This is a genomic window from Amycolatopsis sp. NPDC114504, assembly GCF_055633595.1.
On the sequence record NZ_JBVKDU010000001.1, the window covers coordinates 479,242 to 495,882 of the forward strand.

Below are 16,641 nucleotides of genomic sequence, written 5' to 3' on the forward strand. Positions count from 1 at the left end.
AAGAAAGGAAACCCTTTCTATCGTGACGCGGTGACTTCCGAGCCCGTCCGCCGCCGCCGGCACGGCAAGCAGCTGGAGGCCGACCTGCTCGCCGCCGGCTGGGACGAGCTGGTCGAGGCCGGCTACGGCCGCCTGACCATGGAGTCGATCGCCGTGCGCGCCCGCACCAGCGAGGCCGTGCTCTACCGCCGCTGGGCCAACAAGGACGAGCTCGTGCTGGCCGCGATCGAGCACTACCGGGACGCCCACCAGGTCGCGGTCCCCGACACCGGCACCCTGCGCGGCGACCTGCTCGCCCAGCTCAAGGCCGTGAGCGAAACCCTGGGCACGTTCCTCGCCATCGCCGCGGCGACCGCCTTCTCGGGCCTGCCCGCCGGCACCGGCCTGACCCCCGCGCAGGTCCGCGCCAAGGTCATGGGCGACCAGGCACTCCCCCACGCACGCGCGCTCTACCGGCGCGCCCACGACCGCGGCGAGATCGACCTGGACAACGTCTCCGCCGCGCTGCTCGACCTGCCGTTCGACCTGGTGCGCCACGACCTGCTCATGGAGCTCCGGCCGCCGGCGCCGGAACGCATCCGGGTGATCGTCGACGAGTTCTTCCTGCCCCTCCTGCGGAACCACCAGGCGGGCCGGACGTCCAGGGAGTGACCCCGTTCGGCCGGACGGAAGGACCCGCGGGATGTCCCTTTTGACGAACCGGGCGCCGGCCGTCGACGAGGCTCCTCCGCCGGACCCGGCCCCCGGCCGGTCTCGGCAGTGGCTGTTCGCGCTCGTCGTGGTCGCCCTGCTCGCGGAGATGGCGGTCGCGATGCTCACGACGGCCGTCGAGCAGTCGCCGACCATCGACGAGCCGGTCTACGTGGGCACGGCGGTCGTCTACCTGGAGCAGCACAGCCTGCGCTACAACCCGGAGCACCCGCCGCTGGGCAAGCTGATCATCGGGACCGGCCTCGCCTTCGCCGGCGTCCACCTCGACCCCGCCTTCGCCGGCGACCAGACGCAGCTCGGCCGGCACGTGCTGTACGAGTCGGGCAACGACCCGGGACGGCTGCTCTTCCTGGCGCGGCTGCCGGTGATCGTGCTGACGCTCCTGTTCGGGCTGGTCGTCTTCGCGTTCGCCCGCGACCTGACCGGCCCGGCCGGCGGCGTGACGGCCCTGGCCCTGTACGCGTTCTCGCCCGACCTCATCGCGCACGGGTCACTGGCCACCCTCGACGTGCCGGTGGCCGGGTTCCTGCTGACGTCGGCCTGGCTGCTGTGGCGGGCGAGAGGGCGTCCCGGTCTGTACCTGCCCCTCTCCGGGCTCGCCCTGGGTGCGGCCGTGGCGACGAAGATGAGTGCGCTGGCCGCGGTGCCGGTCGTGGTGCTCCTGGCCGCGCTGTCCTTCCGGCACGCCCGCCGTGACAGTCCGCAAAGGACGCTCCGGGTGCTCGGGACCGGCGTGGCGGCGGCCTGCGCCGTGGCCCTGATCGCCGTCGCCGTGGTGTGGGCGTCCTACCTCGCCGTCGATCCGCGGCTGCACTGGGCGACGCCGCCGGACCTGCCGGCCGACCACGGCCTGCGCGCGCTCGTCGACCGGCTGCCGCTGCCCCGGCCGTACCTCGACGGGATGCGCGTCCAGTTCGCCTTCGAAGACCGGACGTGGAGCACTTTCCTGCTGGGCCACTACCACGCCGGTTCCCTGTGGTACTACCTGCCGGTCGCCCTGCTGGTGAAGACGCCGCTGGGCGCACTGGCCCTCGGCCTGGCCGGCGCGGTGGTGCTGGTGGCGCTGCCGCGGCTGCGCCCGGCGGCACCGTACGTGCTCGTCCCCGCGGCCGTGCTGCTGGCCGCGGCCATGACCAGCACCCGCGACCTCGGCGTCCGGTACGCGATCTTCGTCCCGATGTTCCTGGCGATCGCGGCGGCGGGCGTCGTCGCCCTGCGACGGCGGTGGGCGCACGTCGCGATGGCGGTCCTGGTCGTGTTCGCGGTGGTGAGCTCGCTGCGGACGTTCCCCTACTACCTGCCGTACTCCAACGAGGCGTTCGGCGGCCCGGCGGAGACCCACCTGCGCCTGCACGACTCGAACGTCGACTGGGGCCAGGACCTGGGCCGGCTGGGGGAACGCCTGGAACGCGACCACCCCGGCGAGCGGGTCTGGCTGGTGTACAAGGGAAGCGGTGTGCCGTCCGCGTACGGCATCGACGCCGCCGACCCGCTCGCGGTACCCCCGTCGGAGGTGCACGGGCTGCTGGTGGTGTCGGACTCCGCGATCGCCAAGGCGGACGACCGCCTGACGGCGCTGATCACCGGCAGCACCCCGATCGACGAGGTCGGCCACTCCCTGACCATCTACCGCCGCCCGTAGCGAGTGCCATTTGCCGACTGCAAATTGCAGATTCGGATTCCGCGCTCAAGTGAGCACTCAAGCCAGAAAATGAATCGCAAAACAGATTATGGTACATGCGAACAAGTCACGAGCTGAAATGAAAGTTGCTCCGAACGGCCGTATCTTGAAACTGCCGCCGACACTTAACGTCACATGCCTGCGCAATGGGCCCGCCGGATGGCCGAACACGAGTCCCCGACCGGTCGATTGTGGACATAGCACGTGATCGACCTCTGGAGGACGGCTTTTCATGACGATCGACTTGGCGTTGAAAGAAGCGATGAACATTCCCGGCGCCGTCGGCGCGACCCTCGTCGACTACGACAGCGGGATGTCTCTCGGTTCACTGGGTGGCGGCGACTGGCTCGACCTGGATATCGCGGCGGCCGGCAACACCGAAGTCGTCCGGGCGAAACTGCGCGTCATGTCTTCTCTCGGACTCGACGACAGCATCGAAGACATCCTCATCACGCTCCACCGCCAGTACCACGTGATCCGGCCGCTGTCGGCCCGAGGCAACTCCACCCTGTTCCTCTACCTGGTCCTGGACCGCGAACGAGCCAACCTCGCGCTCGCCCGGCACAGCCTCAAGCGCATCGAGACCAGCCTTTCCGTATGACGAGTGCCGACACCCACAGCCAGTCCGCCCGCACACCCCTGCCGGTCCGCACGCCGCCGCCGGAAACCGCCGGCGCCCCGCCGGACCGGACGATGACGCGCCCGCCCCTCGACGCCGAGCGGATGCTCGAGGCGCTGCGCACGGTCCAGGGCCAGCTCGACCAGGTGGCCGGGCTGCTCGTGGCCACCCACGACGGCCTGGTGCTGGCCGACCACACCAAGGCCGTCGAGGCCGACAGCGTCGCCGCCATGTCGGCGGCCGCCGTCGGGCTCGCCGCGCAGTTCACCGCACAGGCCAGGATCGGCGAATCACGCAGCGCGATGTTCGAAGGCAGCTCCGGCTACGTCTGCGTCTTCCCCGTCGAAGGGTCGCTCCTCCTCGTCGTGTTCGGCCAGCCGGACATCACCATGGGGCTGTTCACCCTCGCCGCCAAGCAGGCGCTGATGCTGCTGCGGCGCCACCTCCCGGCGCCGGGCGGGGCCCACCGGCCGCGGCCGTCGCCGGAGTGACGTCGCGGCGTGGTCAGTCCGGAGCCGGCCGGTCGCGGAAGCGGGTCACCAGCTCGCCGAGCCCGTCGACCCGGCTGGTGAGCACGTCTCCGGCGGTGAGGTAGCGAGGCGGCGTCCGGCGGTTGCCGACGCCGGCCGGGGTGCCGGTGAAGATCAGGTCGCCCGGCAGGAGCGGGCACACCGCCGAAAGCCGGGCGACCAGCTCCGGGACGCCGAAGATCATGTCCGCCGGCGACGCCTTCTGCACCACCTCGTCGTTCAGCAGGCAGGTGATCGCGGCCTCGGCTGCGACCTCGGTGACCAGGTGCGGCCCGGTCGGGCCGAAGCCGGGGAACGACTTGGCCAGCGAGAACTGCGGTGGCTTCCCGAGCGACTGGACCCGCCGTTCCGACAGGTCCTGGCCGACCATGAACCCGGCGACGTGCCCGAGGGCGTGCTCCTCGCCGATCCGGTGGCCGCCCCGGCCGACCACCGCCACCAGCTCGACCTCCCAGTCGACCCGGTCACCGGGCAGCTCGACCGTCTCCCGCGGACCCGCGACGCAGGTCGGGAACTTGGTGAACACCAGCGGGTCGGCCGGGGGCTCGAACCCGGCCTCGGCCGCGTGCGGCGGGTAGTTGAGCGCCACGGCGAAGACCTGCCGGGGCCGCGGCACGGGCGGTCCCAGCCGCGCCGGGTCGTACGGGCTCCCGGCCGGGGACACCGCATCCGCCCACGCGGTGAACGCCGCCCAGTTCTCCAGGACGTCCATCGGGTCCGGGCCGAAGCCGCCGGCGTCGAAGACGTCCAGCGCGCGATCGCCGAAGACCAGGGCGGCGCGGCCGTCGAGATTGGCCAGGCGCGTCACCGGTCACCAGCCGGCGGCGGTGTCCCGTAGGCGTCCTCCCACGAGACGACCCGGTTGCGCAGCACCCCGAGCTTCTCGATCTCGGCCTCGACCACGTCCCCGGGCTTCAGGTAGTTCGCGAACGGATCGGCGGTGCTCGCCGCGACCCCGGCGACCGTGCCCGTGGTGATGAGATCGCCCGCGCTGTAGACCTGCGGCGAGTGGTAAGCCACGAGCTCCGGGATCGAGACGGACATCCGGCTCGTGTTCGACTTCTGCCGCACCTGGCCGTTCACCCGCAGCTCCATGTCCAGGTCGTGCGGGTCGCCGACCTCGTCGGCGGTGACGATGTACGGGCCGATCGGGCAGAACGTGTCGATGGCCTTGGAGAAGGAGAACACGCCGGACTCCATCTCGCGCCGCTGGATGTCGCGGGCGGTGATGTCGTTGAAGACGAGGTACCCGGCGATGTGCTCGGCCGCCTGCTCCGCGGTGAAGAACTTGCCGGGCTTCCCGATCACGATGGCCATCTCGAGCTCGTAGTCGAGCTCGCGGGTCAGGTGCGACGGGTAGACGATCTCATCGCCCGAGCCGATGATCGCGTCGACGTTCTGGAAGAACACGATGCCCTTGTTGACCGGGTGCGACCAGTTGACCCGCGCGAGGTCGTCGTGGTGCTCGCGGAAGTTCCCCGCCGTGTGGAAGAACTTCTTCGGCACGATCGGCGCCCGCAGGCGCACCTCCGACGCGCGGAAGCGGCGCCCGGTCTCGGGCACGCTCCCGCCGCGTTCGAAGAACTCGCGGGCCGAGGCGGTGTCGAGTTCCAGGACCAGGTCGTCGGCGAGACGGCCGACCAGGCCGTCGTCGAAGGTCACGAGCTTCACGGGCGCTCCACGGGGACGGTGACTCGGAAGACGCGCAGCTGGAGGGCGAGCGTCGCGTAGTAGCCCACCAGCGTGGTCAGCTCCACGGCCACGCGGTTGCCAATGATTGGCACGATCTCGGCGTAGGTCTCGTCGTCGACGTCGCCGTCCAGCAGGGCGACCACGAACCGCAGGGCCGCCAGTTCGGCGTCGGACAGGTCGTCCGGCACCGTCCCCGCCGCGAGCTGGGCGTCCGTCACGCCGGCGGCGCGGGCGGCGGGCTCGTGCGCGTACCGCTCGAACGCGCAGTCCCAGCGCGCCGCGACGGCCAGGATCGCCAGTTCCCGCACGCGATCGCCCAGCGCGGTCTCGTACCGGACGGCCGCGCCCAGCCGCTGCAGCGCCTGCCCGAGCGCCGGGGCGAACAGCATCGCGTTGAACGGCCCGGTCAGGACGCCCTCGGCGTCGGTCAGCGGGAACGGGCCGCCCGCGCGCGGGCCGGCGGTGATGGCCTCGCGCAGGGCGCGCTGGTCCTCGGACAGGTCGGCCGGGGTCAGCCCGGGCAGTCTCGTCATGCCCCGATCCCAGCAGCACGCCCGGCCAGAGCGAGTGACTTGCCATTGAATGGCAGGTCCGTTCCGGGACGACGGCCGACGCGCCTAGCGTCGCGGCCAGCTCGGGAGCAGGGAGTGGAAGTGGACTGGCTGGGTCTGCGGGGCAAGGGCGCGCTGGTCGCCGGCGCGGGCGGGATCGGCGGCGCGGCCGCGCTCGCTCTCGCCGGTGCCGGGGCCGACGTGGTCGTCGCCGACCGCGACGCCGGGCGGCTCGCCGAACTGGGACTGCGCTCTCTCGAAGCCGACCTCACCGACGCCGATAGTGCCCGCGACTGCGTGACGCGCGCCGACGAGCTGCTGGGCGGGCTCGACATCTTCGTCCACGCGGTCGGCGTCAACGACCGGCGGCCGGTCCTCGACACGCCGGACGACGTCTGGCGCACGATCACCGCGGTCAACACCGACAGCGCGTTCTGGACGGGCAAGGCCGCGGGCGCGCTGATGGTCGCCCGCGGGTACGGCCGGATCGTCTACCTCTCCTCGGTCTCCGGCCTGCTCGCCCACCCGCACCACGCGCCGTACGCCGCCAGCAAGGGCGCGGTCAACCAGCTCGCCCGGGTGATGGCCCGCGAGTGGGCGGCCTCGGGCGTCACGGTCAACACCGTCGCGCCCGGCTACACCGAAACCGCCCTGACCCGCGAGCACCTCGCGAAGCCCGGCGTCCGCGACGGGCTCACCGCGCTCGTCCCGGCCGGCCGGCTGGGCACCACCGACGACCTGACCGGCCCGATCCTGTTCCTCTGTTCCGACCACGCCGCGTTCGTCACGGGACACGTCCTGTACGCCGACGGCGGCCGCACCCTCGTCTGAAGGAGTCCTTCGTGCGTTTCACCGGCAAGACCGTCCTCGTCACCGGCGCCGGCACCGGGTTCGGTGCCGAGATCGCCGTCCGCGCCGCGACCGAGGGCGCCGACGTCGCGGTGCACTACCGCGGCTCGCGCGCCGGTGCCGAGCGCACCGCGGCGCGCGTCGAAGAGCTGGGCCGCAAGGCTTTCCTCGTGCAGGCCGACATCTCCGAGCACGCGCAGATCCGCCGCATGGCCGACGAGGTGTGGAGCCACTTCGGCCGGGTCGACGTCGCGGTCAACAACGTCGGCGACGTCGCCCGTGACCAGATGTCGTGGCGGGACCTGACCGAGGAGTCGGTGGACCACGTGCTCGCCGTCGACATCAAGGGCACGCTGCTGTGCACCCACGAGTTCGGCGACCGGATGCTCACCCAGGGCGGCGGCGCGATCGTCAACATCGGCTCGACCGTCGTCGCGCGCGGCAGCGCCCGCGCCCCGCAGTACGCGGCGGCGAAGGCCGGGATCATCGGCCTGACCAAGTCCTACGCCCACGCGTTCGCCCCGACCGTGCGCGTGAACGTGTTCGCGCCCGGCTTCATCGAAACCGAAGCGACGCTCGGCCGCGAAGACTGGCGGAACGGCCGCGCCGAGAAGCTGCGCGACGCCACCCCGATGGGCCGCATCCCGAAGCCCGAGGAGCTCGCCGGGGCGGCGCTGTTCCTCGCCACCGAGGACGCCGGGCACATCACCGGCGGATTCCTCGTCGCCGACGGCGGTTACACCATGCTCGGTGCATGATGGCACCCCGAGTCGTGTTCACCGGTGGCCGGGTCTTCGACGGCAGCGGCTCCCCCGCCGTCCCGGGCGACGTCGTGGTCCGCGGCGACCGGATCGAGAGCGTCGGCCCCGGCGTTGAACCCACCCCGGACGACCGGGTGGTCGACTGCCGCGGCGCGACGGTCATGCCCGGCCTGGTCGAGTCGCACTGCCACCTCACGTTCCCCTCCGCCGTCGGGCACGTCGACCCGTCGTTCAACCCGCCGGTCGACGTGAGCTTCTTCCACCACCCGCCGAGTCCGGACGAGCACCTGGCGCTCGCCGAGCGCAACGCCCGGATCCTGCTCGACCACGGGTTCACCAGCGCCTACTCCGCCGGCTCGCTGACCCCGGTGCCGACCGAAGTGCGGCTGCGCGACCGGATCGCCGCCGGACTGGCCGCCGGGCCCCGCATGCGGGCGGCGTCGTTCGAACGGGACAACAACCCGGTCAAGATCGGCCCCGGCGGACCGGCCCCGCAGGCGACCGGTCCGGACGCCGTCCGAGCGTTCGTGCGGGAGCAGGCCGAACTCGGCTTCGACAGCGTGAAGCTGTTGATGAGCAACGACGACGTCTTCTTCGAAGGCGGCTCGATGGTCACCCAGTACAGCGCGGAGGAGGCGAACGCGGCGGGCGACCAGGCGCGCGAGTCCGGGGTGTGGCTCAACTGCCACGCCCAGTCCCCCGAGTCGATCAAGCTGGCCGTGCGGGCCGGGTTCCGGTCGATCTACCACTGCTCCTACGCCGACCCCGAGGCCATCGACCTCCTGGAGGCGCACAAGGACTCGATCTTCCTCTCCCCCGCCGTCGGCATCATGTGGGCCAACGTCCACGAGGGCGCGGAGTTCGGCATCGACGCGGAGAAGATCGGCTCGGTGAAGTCCCTGGCGGCGATGGAGCAGCTGTACCCGGAACTGCGCGAGCGCGGGCTGCGGGTGCTGCCCGGCGGCGACTACGGGTTCCCCAACAACCCCATCGGCCGCAACGCCCGCGACCTCGAGCTGTTCGTCCGGCTCTTCGGCTACTCCCCCGCCGAAGCGTTGCGGGCGACCACCTTCCACGGCGGCCAGGTGATGGACCTGCCGGTCGGGCTGCTCGCCGAGGGCTACTTCGCCGACGTCCTCGTCGTCCGCGGCGACCCGACGTCGGACGTCACGCTCCTGCAGGACCCGGCGAACCTCGAGGTGATCATGCAGGGCGGCCGGTTCCACAAGACGGCCGCGTGATCTACCGCGAGGTGCCGGGGTACCGGCCTCTGGAGCTGGACCTGTCTGAACCGGACGACGCGGTAGCGACGATCGTGTACCTGCACGGCGGCGGCTGGCGGCGCGGCTCCCGGCTCTCACCGCTCCCCGGCTTCGAGCACCTGACCGGGGAGCTGGTGGCGCAGGGGTTCCGCGTCGCGGCGGCCGACTACCGGCTCAGCGGAGAAGCGATTTTCCCGACGCCCCTGGAGGACGTACGAGCGGCCATCTCCTTCGCCCGCGACGAGAAGCCGTTGTTCGTCTGGGGCGAGTCGGCGGGCGCGCACCTGGCGTTGCTGGCGGCGCTGACCGGGTCCGAAGTGGACGGTGTGGTCGCGTGGTTCCCGCCGACCGACCTGCTCGGCCTGACCGGAGACGTCTCCCGCGAGACGCACCTGCTGGGCGCGAGCCCCGAGTCGGTACCGGAACTCGCACGGGCGGCGAGCCCGCTGACGCACGCGCGCGCCGACGCACCGCCGATCCTGCTGATGCACGGCGAGGACGACGACCTCGTGCCCGCGTCGCAGAGTGTGCGGCTGGCGGAGGCGTTGCGGGCGGTGGGTGCACCGGTGGAGTTGCACCTGGTCCCCGGCGCCCGCCACCGCTGGGAGGGTGCCGATCCCGCGGCCGTGGTGGCCACCTCCGTCGGGTTCCTGCGGGCCGCACTGCCTCGCTGAGCGGGTCAGTGCGCGCCCAGCTCGCGCGAGATGCCACGCGCCGCCGTTTGGACGGCCAGGCCCAGGTGCCGGGGCCGGGCAACCTTCTTGGGCACGAGCACGCCGAGGACGCCGGTGAGGACGTCGCCGCGGCCGAAGATCGGCGCGGCGACCGACACGATCGCCACCGTCTCGTCCTGGCGGCGGAAGATCGCGAGCCGTTCCCGCCGGACCTCGGCCAGGGTGCGGCGCAGCTTCTCGGCGGGGATCAGCCGGTTGTCCGGCTCGCTGTAGACCGGCTTGGCCAGCAGCTCCTCCTGCACCTCGCGCGGGGCGAACGCGAGCAGCGCCAGCCCGACCCCGGTGGAGTGCAAGGGAAGCCGGCCGCCGGTGCGGTAGTCGACCGGCGCCGCCTGGTGCCCGGAGAGCCGCTCGACCAGCAGCGCCTGCATCCCGTCGCGGACCGCCAGCTGGACGTGCTGGCGGGTGACCTCGGCGAGGTCGTTCATGAACGGCAGCGCGACCTGGCGCAGCCCGTGCCCGCGCGGCGCCAGCGTCGCCACCTCCAGCAGGCGCAGGCCGACGCAGAAGCGGCCGTGGTCGTCACGCTCGAGCGCACCCCACTCGCGCAGGCGGTTCGCCAGCCGCAGCGCCGAGCTCGGCGGCATCTCGCAGCGCCGGCTCAGCTCCGCGAGCGAGAGCGCGCGGTGGTCGGCGTCGAACGCGGCCAGCAGGGCCAGCGCCCGGTCGACGACCGGCTCCCCGTGCGCCGGACGACGCCCCCGCTTTCCATTGGTTGGCACAACCGGTGACCGTACCCGACGTCGCTCCCTGCTAAGCCGGGTGCGTGGTGGCCAGCTTCACCAGGGTGCGCAGGTTCGCGTCCGGCAGGTAGGCGCGGGTCAGCGCCATGCCGATCCGGGGCAGGTCGCCTTCGTCGCGGTAGGCCAGGTACATCGGCTCGAACCGCGGGCTGAACTTCAGCTTGAACGCGTGCAGCGAACGGAAACCGTACACCGGTTCCAGCTCCCGGCTCAGCATGTCCAGCAGCCGCTCGACCGCGGCCGGCTCGGTGGCCGACGCCGACCGGGCCAGCGGTGCGCCCGACAGCGACACGAACCGCATCCCGTCGGCCTGGAACGCCAGGATGGCCGACCCGATCAGGAACTCCACCGCCGGCCGGAAGCCGTCGCCGCGGCGGCGCATGAGGTCGAGGGTCCAGCCGTGGACCTCGCCGTCCGGCCCGTGCACCGGCAGCCACGACGTGACGCCGTGCACGCTGCCCTCGGCGTCGACGGCCAGGCCGACCCGGGTCGCCGGGTCGAGCGCCTCGTCGACGCTGCCGAGCGTGAACCCCATTTCCGGCATTCCCTTGTCGCCGACCCATTCCTCGCAGATGGCGCGGACCTGGCTGCGGACGCCCCACGGCTCGTCGGCCAGCACGACCTGGCGGTAGCCGATGCCTTCCTTCGCGGCGCGGTTGAGCGCGGACCGCACGTTCTGCCACTTCTTGCCGCGCAGTTCGAGCCCGTCCAGGTCGACCAGGGTGTCTTCGGCGATCTGCACGTGGCTCCAGCCCAGCCGCGCGGCGGCGTCGGCGACCGGCTGCGTGACGGAGAACAGGCACGGCACGACCCCGGCGTGCTCGCAGGCCGCCGCGAACGCGCCGACCGCACCGGGCGCGGGCCCGATCGGGTCGCCGAGGCCGATGGCCACCCCGGCGTGCCGTCGGTAGGCGAGCACCGCTTCCCCGTCCGGGGTGCGGAAGTGCGCGTTGTCGGGCCAGGTGGCCATCCACGACAGCGTGCCGCCGCCGTGCCGGCCGAGCAGCTCCCGGACGCCGGGCGCGTCGGCGCCGCCGATCCCCGGGGCCAGCCGCCGTCGTGCCGGTGCGCGGAACGCCCAGCGGGTCGAGACCAGCAAGGTCAGCTCGGCCGCCCACAGCACGGCACCGGTCACGGCGAGGGCTTTCTCCGCCGTGGATTCCTGGCCGAAGGCGACCCCGAACGCCGCGACCGCCCCGATCAGCACGTTGACCGCGGCGATCGCGGTCGCGCCCCACCACGCCGGACGGCGGCCGCGACGCAGTCCGTTCGCCAGCAGCGCGACGACGGCGATGTTGAGGGCGATGCCCCAGCCGGTGTCCTCGCCGCCGGTGGTTCCCAGCGGGCTGTCCGCCGGGAACAGCCAGAGCACCAGCTCGGCGACGGCGATCAGCGCGAGGCCGGTGGCCGCGAACAGGCGCCATTCGCGGCGCCCGGCGCGCACCCGACCGGCCGGGCCGACGTGCCGGCCACCGGCCAGGCGGCGGCTCAGCGGCAGCGCGACCGCGACGGCCCACAGGTGCTCGAGGTCGGCCAGCCCGCCGAGGAACAGGAAGGAAACGACGACGTAGACCCACAGTCCGGCGCGCAGCCGCAGCCGCCACGGCGAGCGCACCGTCGCCGACACCGCCGCCGCGCACGCGAGCGCGCCCGCGGAGATCCCCGCGTCGAGGTGGGTGGCGAGCTCGTGCGCCCACGCCCACCCGGTGTCGCGGAACACGAGCAGCGTCACGGCGGCACCGAGGACGCCGGCCAGCTGGCCGAGCACGCAGATCACCGCGGTCCGCCCGGTGCCCAGCCGCCATTCCGCGCTGCCGGCGAACACGGCGAACGAGACCAGCACCGGGAGGTAGAAGATCGGGGTGAGGGCGAGGAACGAGCCGGTGAGCGGCGTCCACCACTGCGCGCCGGCCAGCGCGGGGAGGCCGTAGCCGACGCCGTCGAACCACGTCCGGTCGCTCGCGGCGTCCCAGAGCGCCCCGGTCGCGACGCCGGTGACGATGATCGCGAGCAGCACGCCGGTCGTGAACGGCAGCCGCCGCCACAGCACCGTGACCAGTGCGTGGACGCGCGACGGCGGGGCGGTCGCGGGCTCGGTGGTGGTGAGCGAGCTGCTCATCGCGGTCTCCTGGTGGGTCGCTGGGGATTCCAGCGTGCGCCGCGAGCTCCCGGCCGGGCACCGGGCCGGCCCGGTGCCCGACGAGGGTTAACCCTGGCCCTGTGTGGGCAACTCGGCCCGCACGACGGTACCGCCGCCGGCCGGGCTCACCACGGTCAGCTGCCCGCGCAGCGCCTCGACGCGGTCGGCGAGGCCGCGCAACCCCGAGCCCGCGGCCGGGTCCACCCCGCCGACGCCGTCGTCGGCGATCTCGATCACCGCGGTGGGTCCGGCGCGCCGGACCCGGACGGTCACCACGCCGGCCCGCGCGTGCTTGGCGGCGTTGGCCAGCGCCTCGGACGCGACGAAGTACGCGGCGAACTCGATCGGCTGGGGCAGCCGCGGCCCGGGCTCGCACGCCACGGTCGTGGGCACCGCCGAGCGGGTGGCGAGCGCTTCGAGGGCGACGTCCAGCCCCTGGTCGAGCGCGGCCGGGTGGATGCCGCGGGCGAGCTCGCGCAGCTCGGCCAGCGAGTGGGCCAGCTGGTCGCTCGCCGAGGTGACGAGCTGTTCGGCGTCCTCGGGATCCTTGCGGATCTGGCGCTGGATCAGGGAAAGCTGCATCGCGAGGGTGACCAGGCCCTGCTGGGCGCCGTCGTGCAGGTTGCGTTCGATGCGCCGGCGTTCGGCGTCCCCGGCGGCGATGATGCGTTCGCGGGAGTGCTCGACCTCGGCCAGGCGCCGCCGCGCTTCGGTGTGCAGGTGCTGGTTCTCCAGCGCGATCGTCGCCGCGGCGGTGACCGCGTCGACCAGCTCGGGATCGTCGTCGAGCGACCGGTCGTAGACGAGGACCGCGACCCGCTGCCCGTCCCGCTCGACGAACGACACCGACCGGGCCGCGCCGGCACCGGGTGGGGTGACCGGCCCGCCGTCGAGATCGGTGTAGCCGCCCGAGGACGCCGTGGCGTAGCCGACCTCGAGGTCCGGGTCGCCGAGGGCCTTGGCCAGCGCGCCGCGCAGGTCGTCGGGCCGCAGCGTGCGCAGCCCGCGGAACAGGCCGGCCAGCCCACCCCGGGCCAGCCGGGACCGCAGCAGCCCCACCAGGAACGCGATCGGCACGGTGAGCAGCGAGCACACCCCGATCCAGAGGAGCAGCATCGACTTCTCACCGGTCAGGAACTGCGCCGCGAGCAGCCACCCGAACAGCAGCAGGCAGGCGGCACCCGCGACGCCCGGCACCAGCGCGCGCCGGCCGGGCGCCGACGCCGAACGCCAGCGCAGCGCCACGACCGCGGCGGTGCCGGCCACGGCGACGAGCAGGGTGCCGCGCTGGGCGACGTCGACGATCTCCGCGATCCGCTCGTGGGGCCAGACCGCGATCGGGTTTTCCGGGATCCCGGCGAACAGCAGCCACAGGGGAGCCAGCACGGCCAGCTCCAGCAGCACCGCCCCGGCCAGCACCCGGTCGGCCGTGGTGCGCACCCGGCCGCCGGTGAGGAACGTCAGCACCAGCAGCACGAACGGCAGGACCCAGAGGTCCGGCAGCCACAGCGCGACGACCTGCGCGGGCGGCCAGGCCACCTGGCTCAGCAAGGGACTCACGAAGAAGGCGAAGCCGGTGACGGTCATCAACACGCCGCTGTGGTTGTCCGGCCGGCGGCGCCAGGCGATCAGGCCGCAGGCGGCGAAAGAACCGCCGATGAGCCGGAACGCGACGTCGATGGCCTCGCCCGGAGCGTCGTTCGGGAACAGCACCGGGACCAGTGCGCCGAACTCGGCCGCGAGCGTGACGAACCAGAGCAGGATCCAGAAGCCGGGTCCGTGCCCGGCGCGGGCGAACCGGTGGCTGCCGCGGGCCCGCGTCGTCTCCGAAGCCATGACCTGTCCCGTTGGGATCGACCGGTCCCCCTGGCAGCCGCAACGTAGTACAGGACCGCCGTGGCCGGTACCGCTGAACCGCCGTCCCGGCCCAGGGTTGTCCCGGTAGCCGGCCGGCGGCGGCGCTGCGACCATGGCGGGATGGTCCCCCGGGTGCTGATCGTGGACGACCACGCCGCGTTCCGGTCGTTCGCCCACCGTGTCCTGGTGGCCGACGGGCTGGTGGTGGTCGGTGAGGCCGCCGACGGCGCGGCGGCCATCGCTGCCGTGCCGCGGCTGCGTCCCGACGTCGTCCTGCTGGACGTCGGGCTGCCCGACATGGACGGCTTCGCCGTCGCCGCCGTGCTGGACGCGCAGGAAGAACCGCCCGCCGTGGTGCTGGTCTCCAGCCGCTCCCGAGCCGACTACGGGTCGCTCGTCGACACCAGCAGCGCGGTCGGGTTCGTCGCGAAGTCCGCATTGAGCGGCGATTCCGTCCGGCGGCTCCTGGCCCCGGGGACGTGACGATGGACGAGCCGGCCGCGCGGATCGTCGACGCCGCCGACGAGTTCCGGCGCCGCCTCGAACGCCGGCTGCACGACGGCGCCCAGCAACGCCTCGCCTCCGCTGTGCTGGTCCTCGGCCTGGCCGGGCGGACGCTCACCGGTGACGCCGCCGGGCTCGTCGCCGAAGCGAGGCAGGAACTGACCCTCGCTATGGCAGAGTTGCGGGAACTGGCCCGCGACACCTACCCGGTGCTGCTGACCGAAGCCGGGCTGGGACCGGCGCTGGTCTCGCTCGCCGACCGGTGCCCGGTCCCCACCGTGGTCTCGGCCGTGCCGGCCGGGCGGCTGCCCGCGACGGTGGAACGGACCTGCTACTTCGTGGTGTTCGAGGCGGTGCGGAACGTGGCCGCGCACGCGTCGGCCACGCGGGCCGAGGTCGTGGTCCGCGCAGAAGGAGGTCTCGTGAGCGTCGAAGTCAGTGGCGACGGCGCCGGCGGCGCCGACCCGGACGGGCCGGGCCTGCGCGCGCTGGCCGACCGCGTGGCCGCCCACGGGGGCCGGCTGCGCGTGGAAAGCGTGCCGGGCGCCGGGACTCGCGTGAGAGCCGACGTGCCATGCGGGTGATGATCGCCGACGACGCCGTGCTCTTCCGCGAAGGCGTGGCACGGGTGCTCACCGAAGCCGGGTTCGACGTCGTGGCGCAGGTCGGCGACGCCGCTTCGTTGCTGCAGCGGGTGCGGCACGACCCGCCGGACGCCGTCGTCGTCGACATCCGGATGCCGCCGACCCACACCACCGAGGGCCTCGACGCGGCCGAGAACCTGCGCGAGCGGTACCCGTCGGTCGGGGTGCTGGTGCTCTCGGCCCACGTCGAACCGCACTACGCGCTGCAGCTGATCGAATCCGGCGCGCAGGGCGCCGGGTACCTGCTCAAGGAACGCGTCGCCGATCTCGACGAGCTGACCGACGCCCTGCGCCGGGTCGCGGCCGGCGGGCTGGTGATCGACCCCGCCGTCGTCGCGCAGCTGGTCCGGCGTCAGCGCACCCGCAGCCCGCTCGACGACCTGACCGAACGGGAGCGGGACGTGCTGGAGGTGATGGCCGAGGGACGCTCCAACCAGGCCATCGGCCAGCGGCTCTACCTGAGCCCGAAGACCGTGGAGGCCTACGTCCGTTCGGTGTTCACCAAGCTGGGGCTGCACCAGGGCGCCGACGACAACCGGCGGGTCCTGGCGGTGCTGACCTACCTGCGCGGCTGAGCCGTGCGGGGCACGTCTCTCGACGCGCCCCGCACGGCTCGCCCGGCCTCAGGCGTCGCGGCGCTTGGCCACCGCGATCGCGATCGCCAGCAGGCCACCGCAGACCAGCGCGAAGTAGCCCATCGCGGCCCACGGCTGCTCGGTCAGCGGGGCGCCGTCCGCGGGCCGGCCGCCGAGCAGGAACTGCTTGGCCGCCTGGAACGGCAGCCAGCGGGACGCCGACTCGAAGCCGGGGATCAGCGCCAGCAGCGACTCGACCATCATCGCCCAGGTCAGCACCAGCGCCACCGCGCCCGCGGTGTGGCGAACCAGGATCCCTACGGCGACGGCGAACACGGCGGCCACCAGGTAGACCAGGCCGACCCCGGCGACCTGGCGCCATTCGGTCACCCCGTGCAGCGCGAGGTCGCGGCCCGGCATCAGGACCAGGCCCAGCGCCCAGCTGCCGAACGCGGCGAGCAGCCCGACCAGTCCCGCTCCGAGCGCGACGACCAGCGTCTTCGCCAGCAGCACCGCACCGCGGTCCGGCGCGGCCAGGAACGTCGTCCTGATCATGCCGACGGAGTACTCCGTGGTCACCGCGAGCGTCGCCATCACCATGACGACCGCCAGCCCCAGGCCGTACCCGAGCTGGGTCGACGGGACCCCGCTGAACCCGGTGTCCTGGCTGCCGGCCATGGAGATCGAGCCGACGCCGATGGTGGCCGCCACCCCGACCGCCGCGCACCACCAGGGCGAGCGCGTCGAGGTCAGCTTGATCCGTTCGGCTGCGATGAGGGACATGGGAG

18 protein-coding genes are annotated in these 16,641 nt (G+C 73.1%); 11 read left to right on the forward strand and 7 right to left on the reverse strand.

The features are described 5' to 3' along the window. Positions 1-30: 30 nt before the first annotated feature. From ACZ7PG_RS02305 to ACZ7PG_RS02320, 4 genes are all read left to right on the forward strand, one after another. The gene (locus ACZ7PG_RS02305) at positions 31-651 is read left to right on the forward strand and encodes a TetR/AcrR family transcriptional regulator (RefSeq protein WP_470237273.1); all 621 of its coding nucleotides are present in this window, start codon (positions 31-33) and stop codon (positions 649-651) included. A 31-nt stretch (positions 652-682) separates the two neighbouring features. Beyond that, a complete protein-coding gene (locus ACZ7PG_RS02310; RefSeq protein WP_470237274.1) occupies positions 683-2,353 on the forward strand; it encodes a phospholipid carrier-dependent glycosyltransferase in 1,671 nt (556 codons plus the stop codon). Positions 2,354-2,624: 271 nt separating this feature from the next. Then, positions 2,625-2,993 carry a hypothetical protein gene (locus tag ACZ7PG_RS02315; protein WP_284741551.1) on the forward strand — a complete coding sequence of 123 codons (369 nt, stop codon included), beginning with the start codon at positions 2,625-2,627 and terminating at the stop codon, positions 2,991-2,993. Then, a complete protein-coding gene (locus tag ACZ7PG_RS02320; protein ID WP_470237275.1) occupies positions 2,990-3,502 on the forward strand; it encodes a roadblock/LC7 domain-containing protein in 513 nt (170 codons plus the stop codon). The genes ACZ7PG_RS02315 and ACZ7PG_RS02320 overlap by 4 nt, the downstream gene beginning before the upstream one ends. Positions 3,503-3,515: 13 nt before the next feature. On the opposite strand, the gene ACZ7PG_RS02325 is transcribed toward ACZ7PG_RS02320, so the two are convergent. Genes ACZ7PG_RS02325 through ACZ7PG_RS02335 form a run of 3 tightly spaced genes read right to left on the reverse strand, consistent with a single transcriptional unit; the run spans position 3,516 to position 5,766 of the window. Beyond that, the gene (locus ACZ7PG_RS02325) at positions 3,516-4,349 is read right to left on the reverse strand and encodes a fumarylacetoacetate hydrolase family protein (RefSeq protein ID WP_470237276.1); all 834 of its coding nucleotides are present in this window, start codon (positions 4,347-4,349) and stop codon (positions 3,516-3,518) included. Continuing rightward, complete coding sequence (locus ACZ7PG_RS02330; protein ID WP_470237277.1) at positions 4,346-5,212, reverse strand: fumarylacetoacetate hydrolase family protein; 867 nt, start codon at positions 5,210-5,212, stop codon at positions 4,346-4,348. Before ACZ7PG_RS02330 ends, ACZ7PG_RS02325 begins: the two co-directional genes overlap by 4 nt. Continuing rightward, on the reverse strand, positions 5,209-5,766 hold the full coding sequence (locus tag ACZ7PG_RS02335) for a carboxymuconolactone decarboxylase family protein (protein WP_470237278.1): 558 nt from the start codon (positions 5,764-5,766) through the stop codon (positions 5,209-5,211). The genes ACZ7PG_RS02330 and ACZ7PG_RS02335 overlap by 4 nt, the downstream gene beginning before the upstream one ends. Before the next feature lie 120 nt (positions 5,767-5,886). Here ACZ7PG_RS02335 and ACZ7PG_RS02340 point away from each other — a divergent pair, with 120 nt between their 5' ends. From ACZ7PG_RS02340 to ACZ7PG_RS02355, 4 genes are read left to right on the forward strand one after another with little or no spacing between them, the layout of a single operon-like run. Further along, complete coding sequence (locus tag ACZ7PG_RS02340; RefSeq protein ID WP_470237279.1) at positions 5,887-6,615, forward strand: SDR family NAD(P)-dependent oxidoreductase; 729 nt, start codon at positions 5,887-5,889, stop codon at positions 6,613-6,615. Between the two features lie 11 nt (positions 6,616-6,626). Continuing rightward, positions 6,627-7,391, forward strand: a complete 765-nt coding sequence (locus ACZ7PG_RS02345) for an SDR family NAD(P)-dependent oxidoreductase (protein WP_470237280.1) — start codon at positions 6,627-6,629, stop codon at positions 7,389-7,391. After that, complete coding sequence (locus ACZ7PG_RS02350; protein ID WP_470237281.1) at positions 7,388-8,635, forward strand: amidohydrolase family protein; 1,248 nt, start codon at positions 7,388-7,390, stop codon at positions 8,633-8,635. Before ACZ7PG_RS02345 ends, ACZ7PG_RS02350 begins: the two co-directional genes overlap by 4 nt. Beyond that, positions 8,632-9,330, forward strand: coding sequence for an alpha/beta hydrolase fold domain-containing protein (locus ACZ7PG_RS02355; RefSeq protein ID WP_470237282.1), 699 nt, complete (start codon positions 8,632-8,634; stop codon positions 9,328-9,330). Before ACZ7PG_RS02350 ends, ACZ7PG_RS02355 begins: the two co-directional genes overlap by 4 nt. Before the next feature lie 5 nt (positions 9,331-9,335). Here the strand turns inward: ACZ7PG_RS02355 and ACZ7PG_RS02360 are convergent, their stop codons facing one another. The 3 genes from ACZ7PG_RS02360 to ACZ7PG_RS02370 all read right to left on the reverse strand — a co-directional run bounded on the left by ACZ7PG_RS02360 (position 9,336) and on the right by ACZ7PG_RS02370 (position 14,109). Beyond that, complete coding sequence (locus tag ACZ7PG_RS02360; RefSeq protein WP_470237283.1) at positions 9,336-10,112, reverse strand: IclR family transcriptional regulator; 777 nt, start codon at positions 10,110-10,112, stop codon at positions 9,336-9,338. 31 nt (positions 10,113-10,143) lie between these two features. Next, on the reverse strand, positions 10,144-12,252 hold the full coding sequence (locus ACZ7PG_RS02365; protein ID WP_470237284.1) for a bifunctional lysylphosphatidylglycerol flippase/synthetase MprF: 2,109 nt from the start codon (positions 12,250-12,252) through the stop codon (positions 10,144-10,146). 87 nt (positions 12,253-12,339) lie between these two features. Next, a complete protein-coding gene (locus ACZ7PG_RS02370) occupies positions 12,340-14,109 on the reverse strand; it encodes a sensor histidine kinase (protein WP_470237285.1) in 1,770 nt (589 codons plus the stop codon). Between the two features lie 141 nt (positions 14,110-14,250). Between ACZ7PG_RS02370 and ACZ7PG_RS02375 the strand changes: the two genes are divergently transcribed. From ACZ7PG_RS02375 to ACZ7PG_RS02385, 3 genes are read left to right on the forward strand one after another with little or no spacing between them, the layout of a single operon-like run. Continuing rightward, positions 14,251-14,613, forward strand: a complete 363-nt coding sequence (locus ACZ7PG_RS02375; RefSeq protein ID WP_470237286.1) for a response regulator — start codon at positions 14,251-14,253, stop codon at positions 14,611-14,613. 2 nt (positions 14,614-14,615) lie between these two features. Next, positions 14,616-15,218: a sensor histidine kinase gene (locus tag ACZ7PG_RS02380; RefSeq protein WP_470237287.1), complete on the forward strand. Its 603-nt coding sequence runs from the start codon at positions 14,616-14,618 to the stop codon at positions 15,216-15,218. Beyond that, positions 15,209-15,853 carry a response regulator transcription factor gene (locus ACZ7PG_RS02385; protein WP_470237288.1) on the forward strand — a complete coding sequence of 215 codons (645 nt, stop codon included), beginning with the start codon at positions 15,209-15,211 and terminating at the stop codon, positions 15,851-15,853. Before ACZ7PG_RS02380 ends, ACZ7PG_RS02385 begins: the two co-directional genes overlap by 10 nt. A gap of 48 nt (positions 15,854-15,901) precedes the next feature. Here the strand turns inward: ACZ7PG_RS02385 and ACZ7PG_RS02390 are convergent, their stop codons facing one another. Beyond that, positions 15,902-16,636, reverse strand: a complete 735-nt coding sequence (locus tag ACZ7PG_RS02390; protein ID WP_470237289.1) for a hypothetical protein — start codon at positions 16,634-16,636, stop codon at positions 15,902-15,904. Positions 16,637-16,641 lie beyond the last annotated feature (5 nt).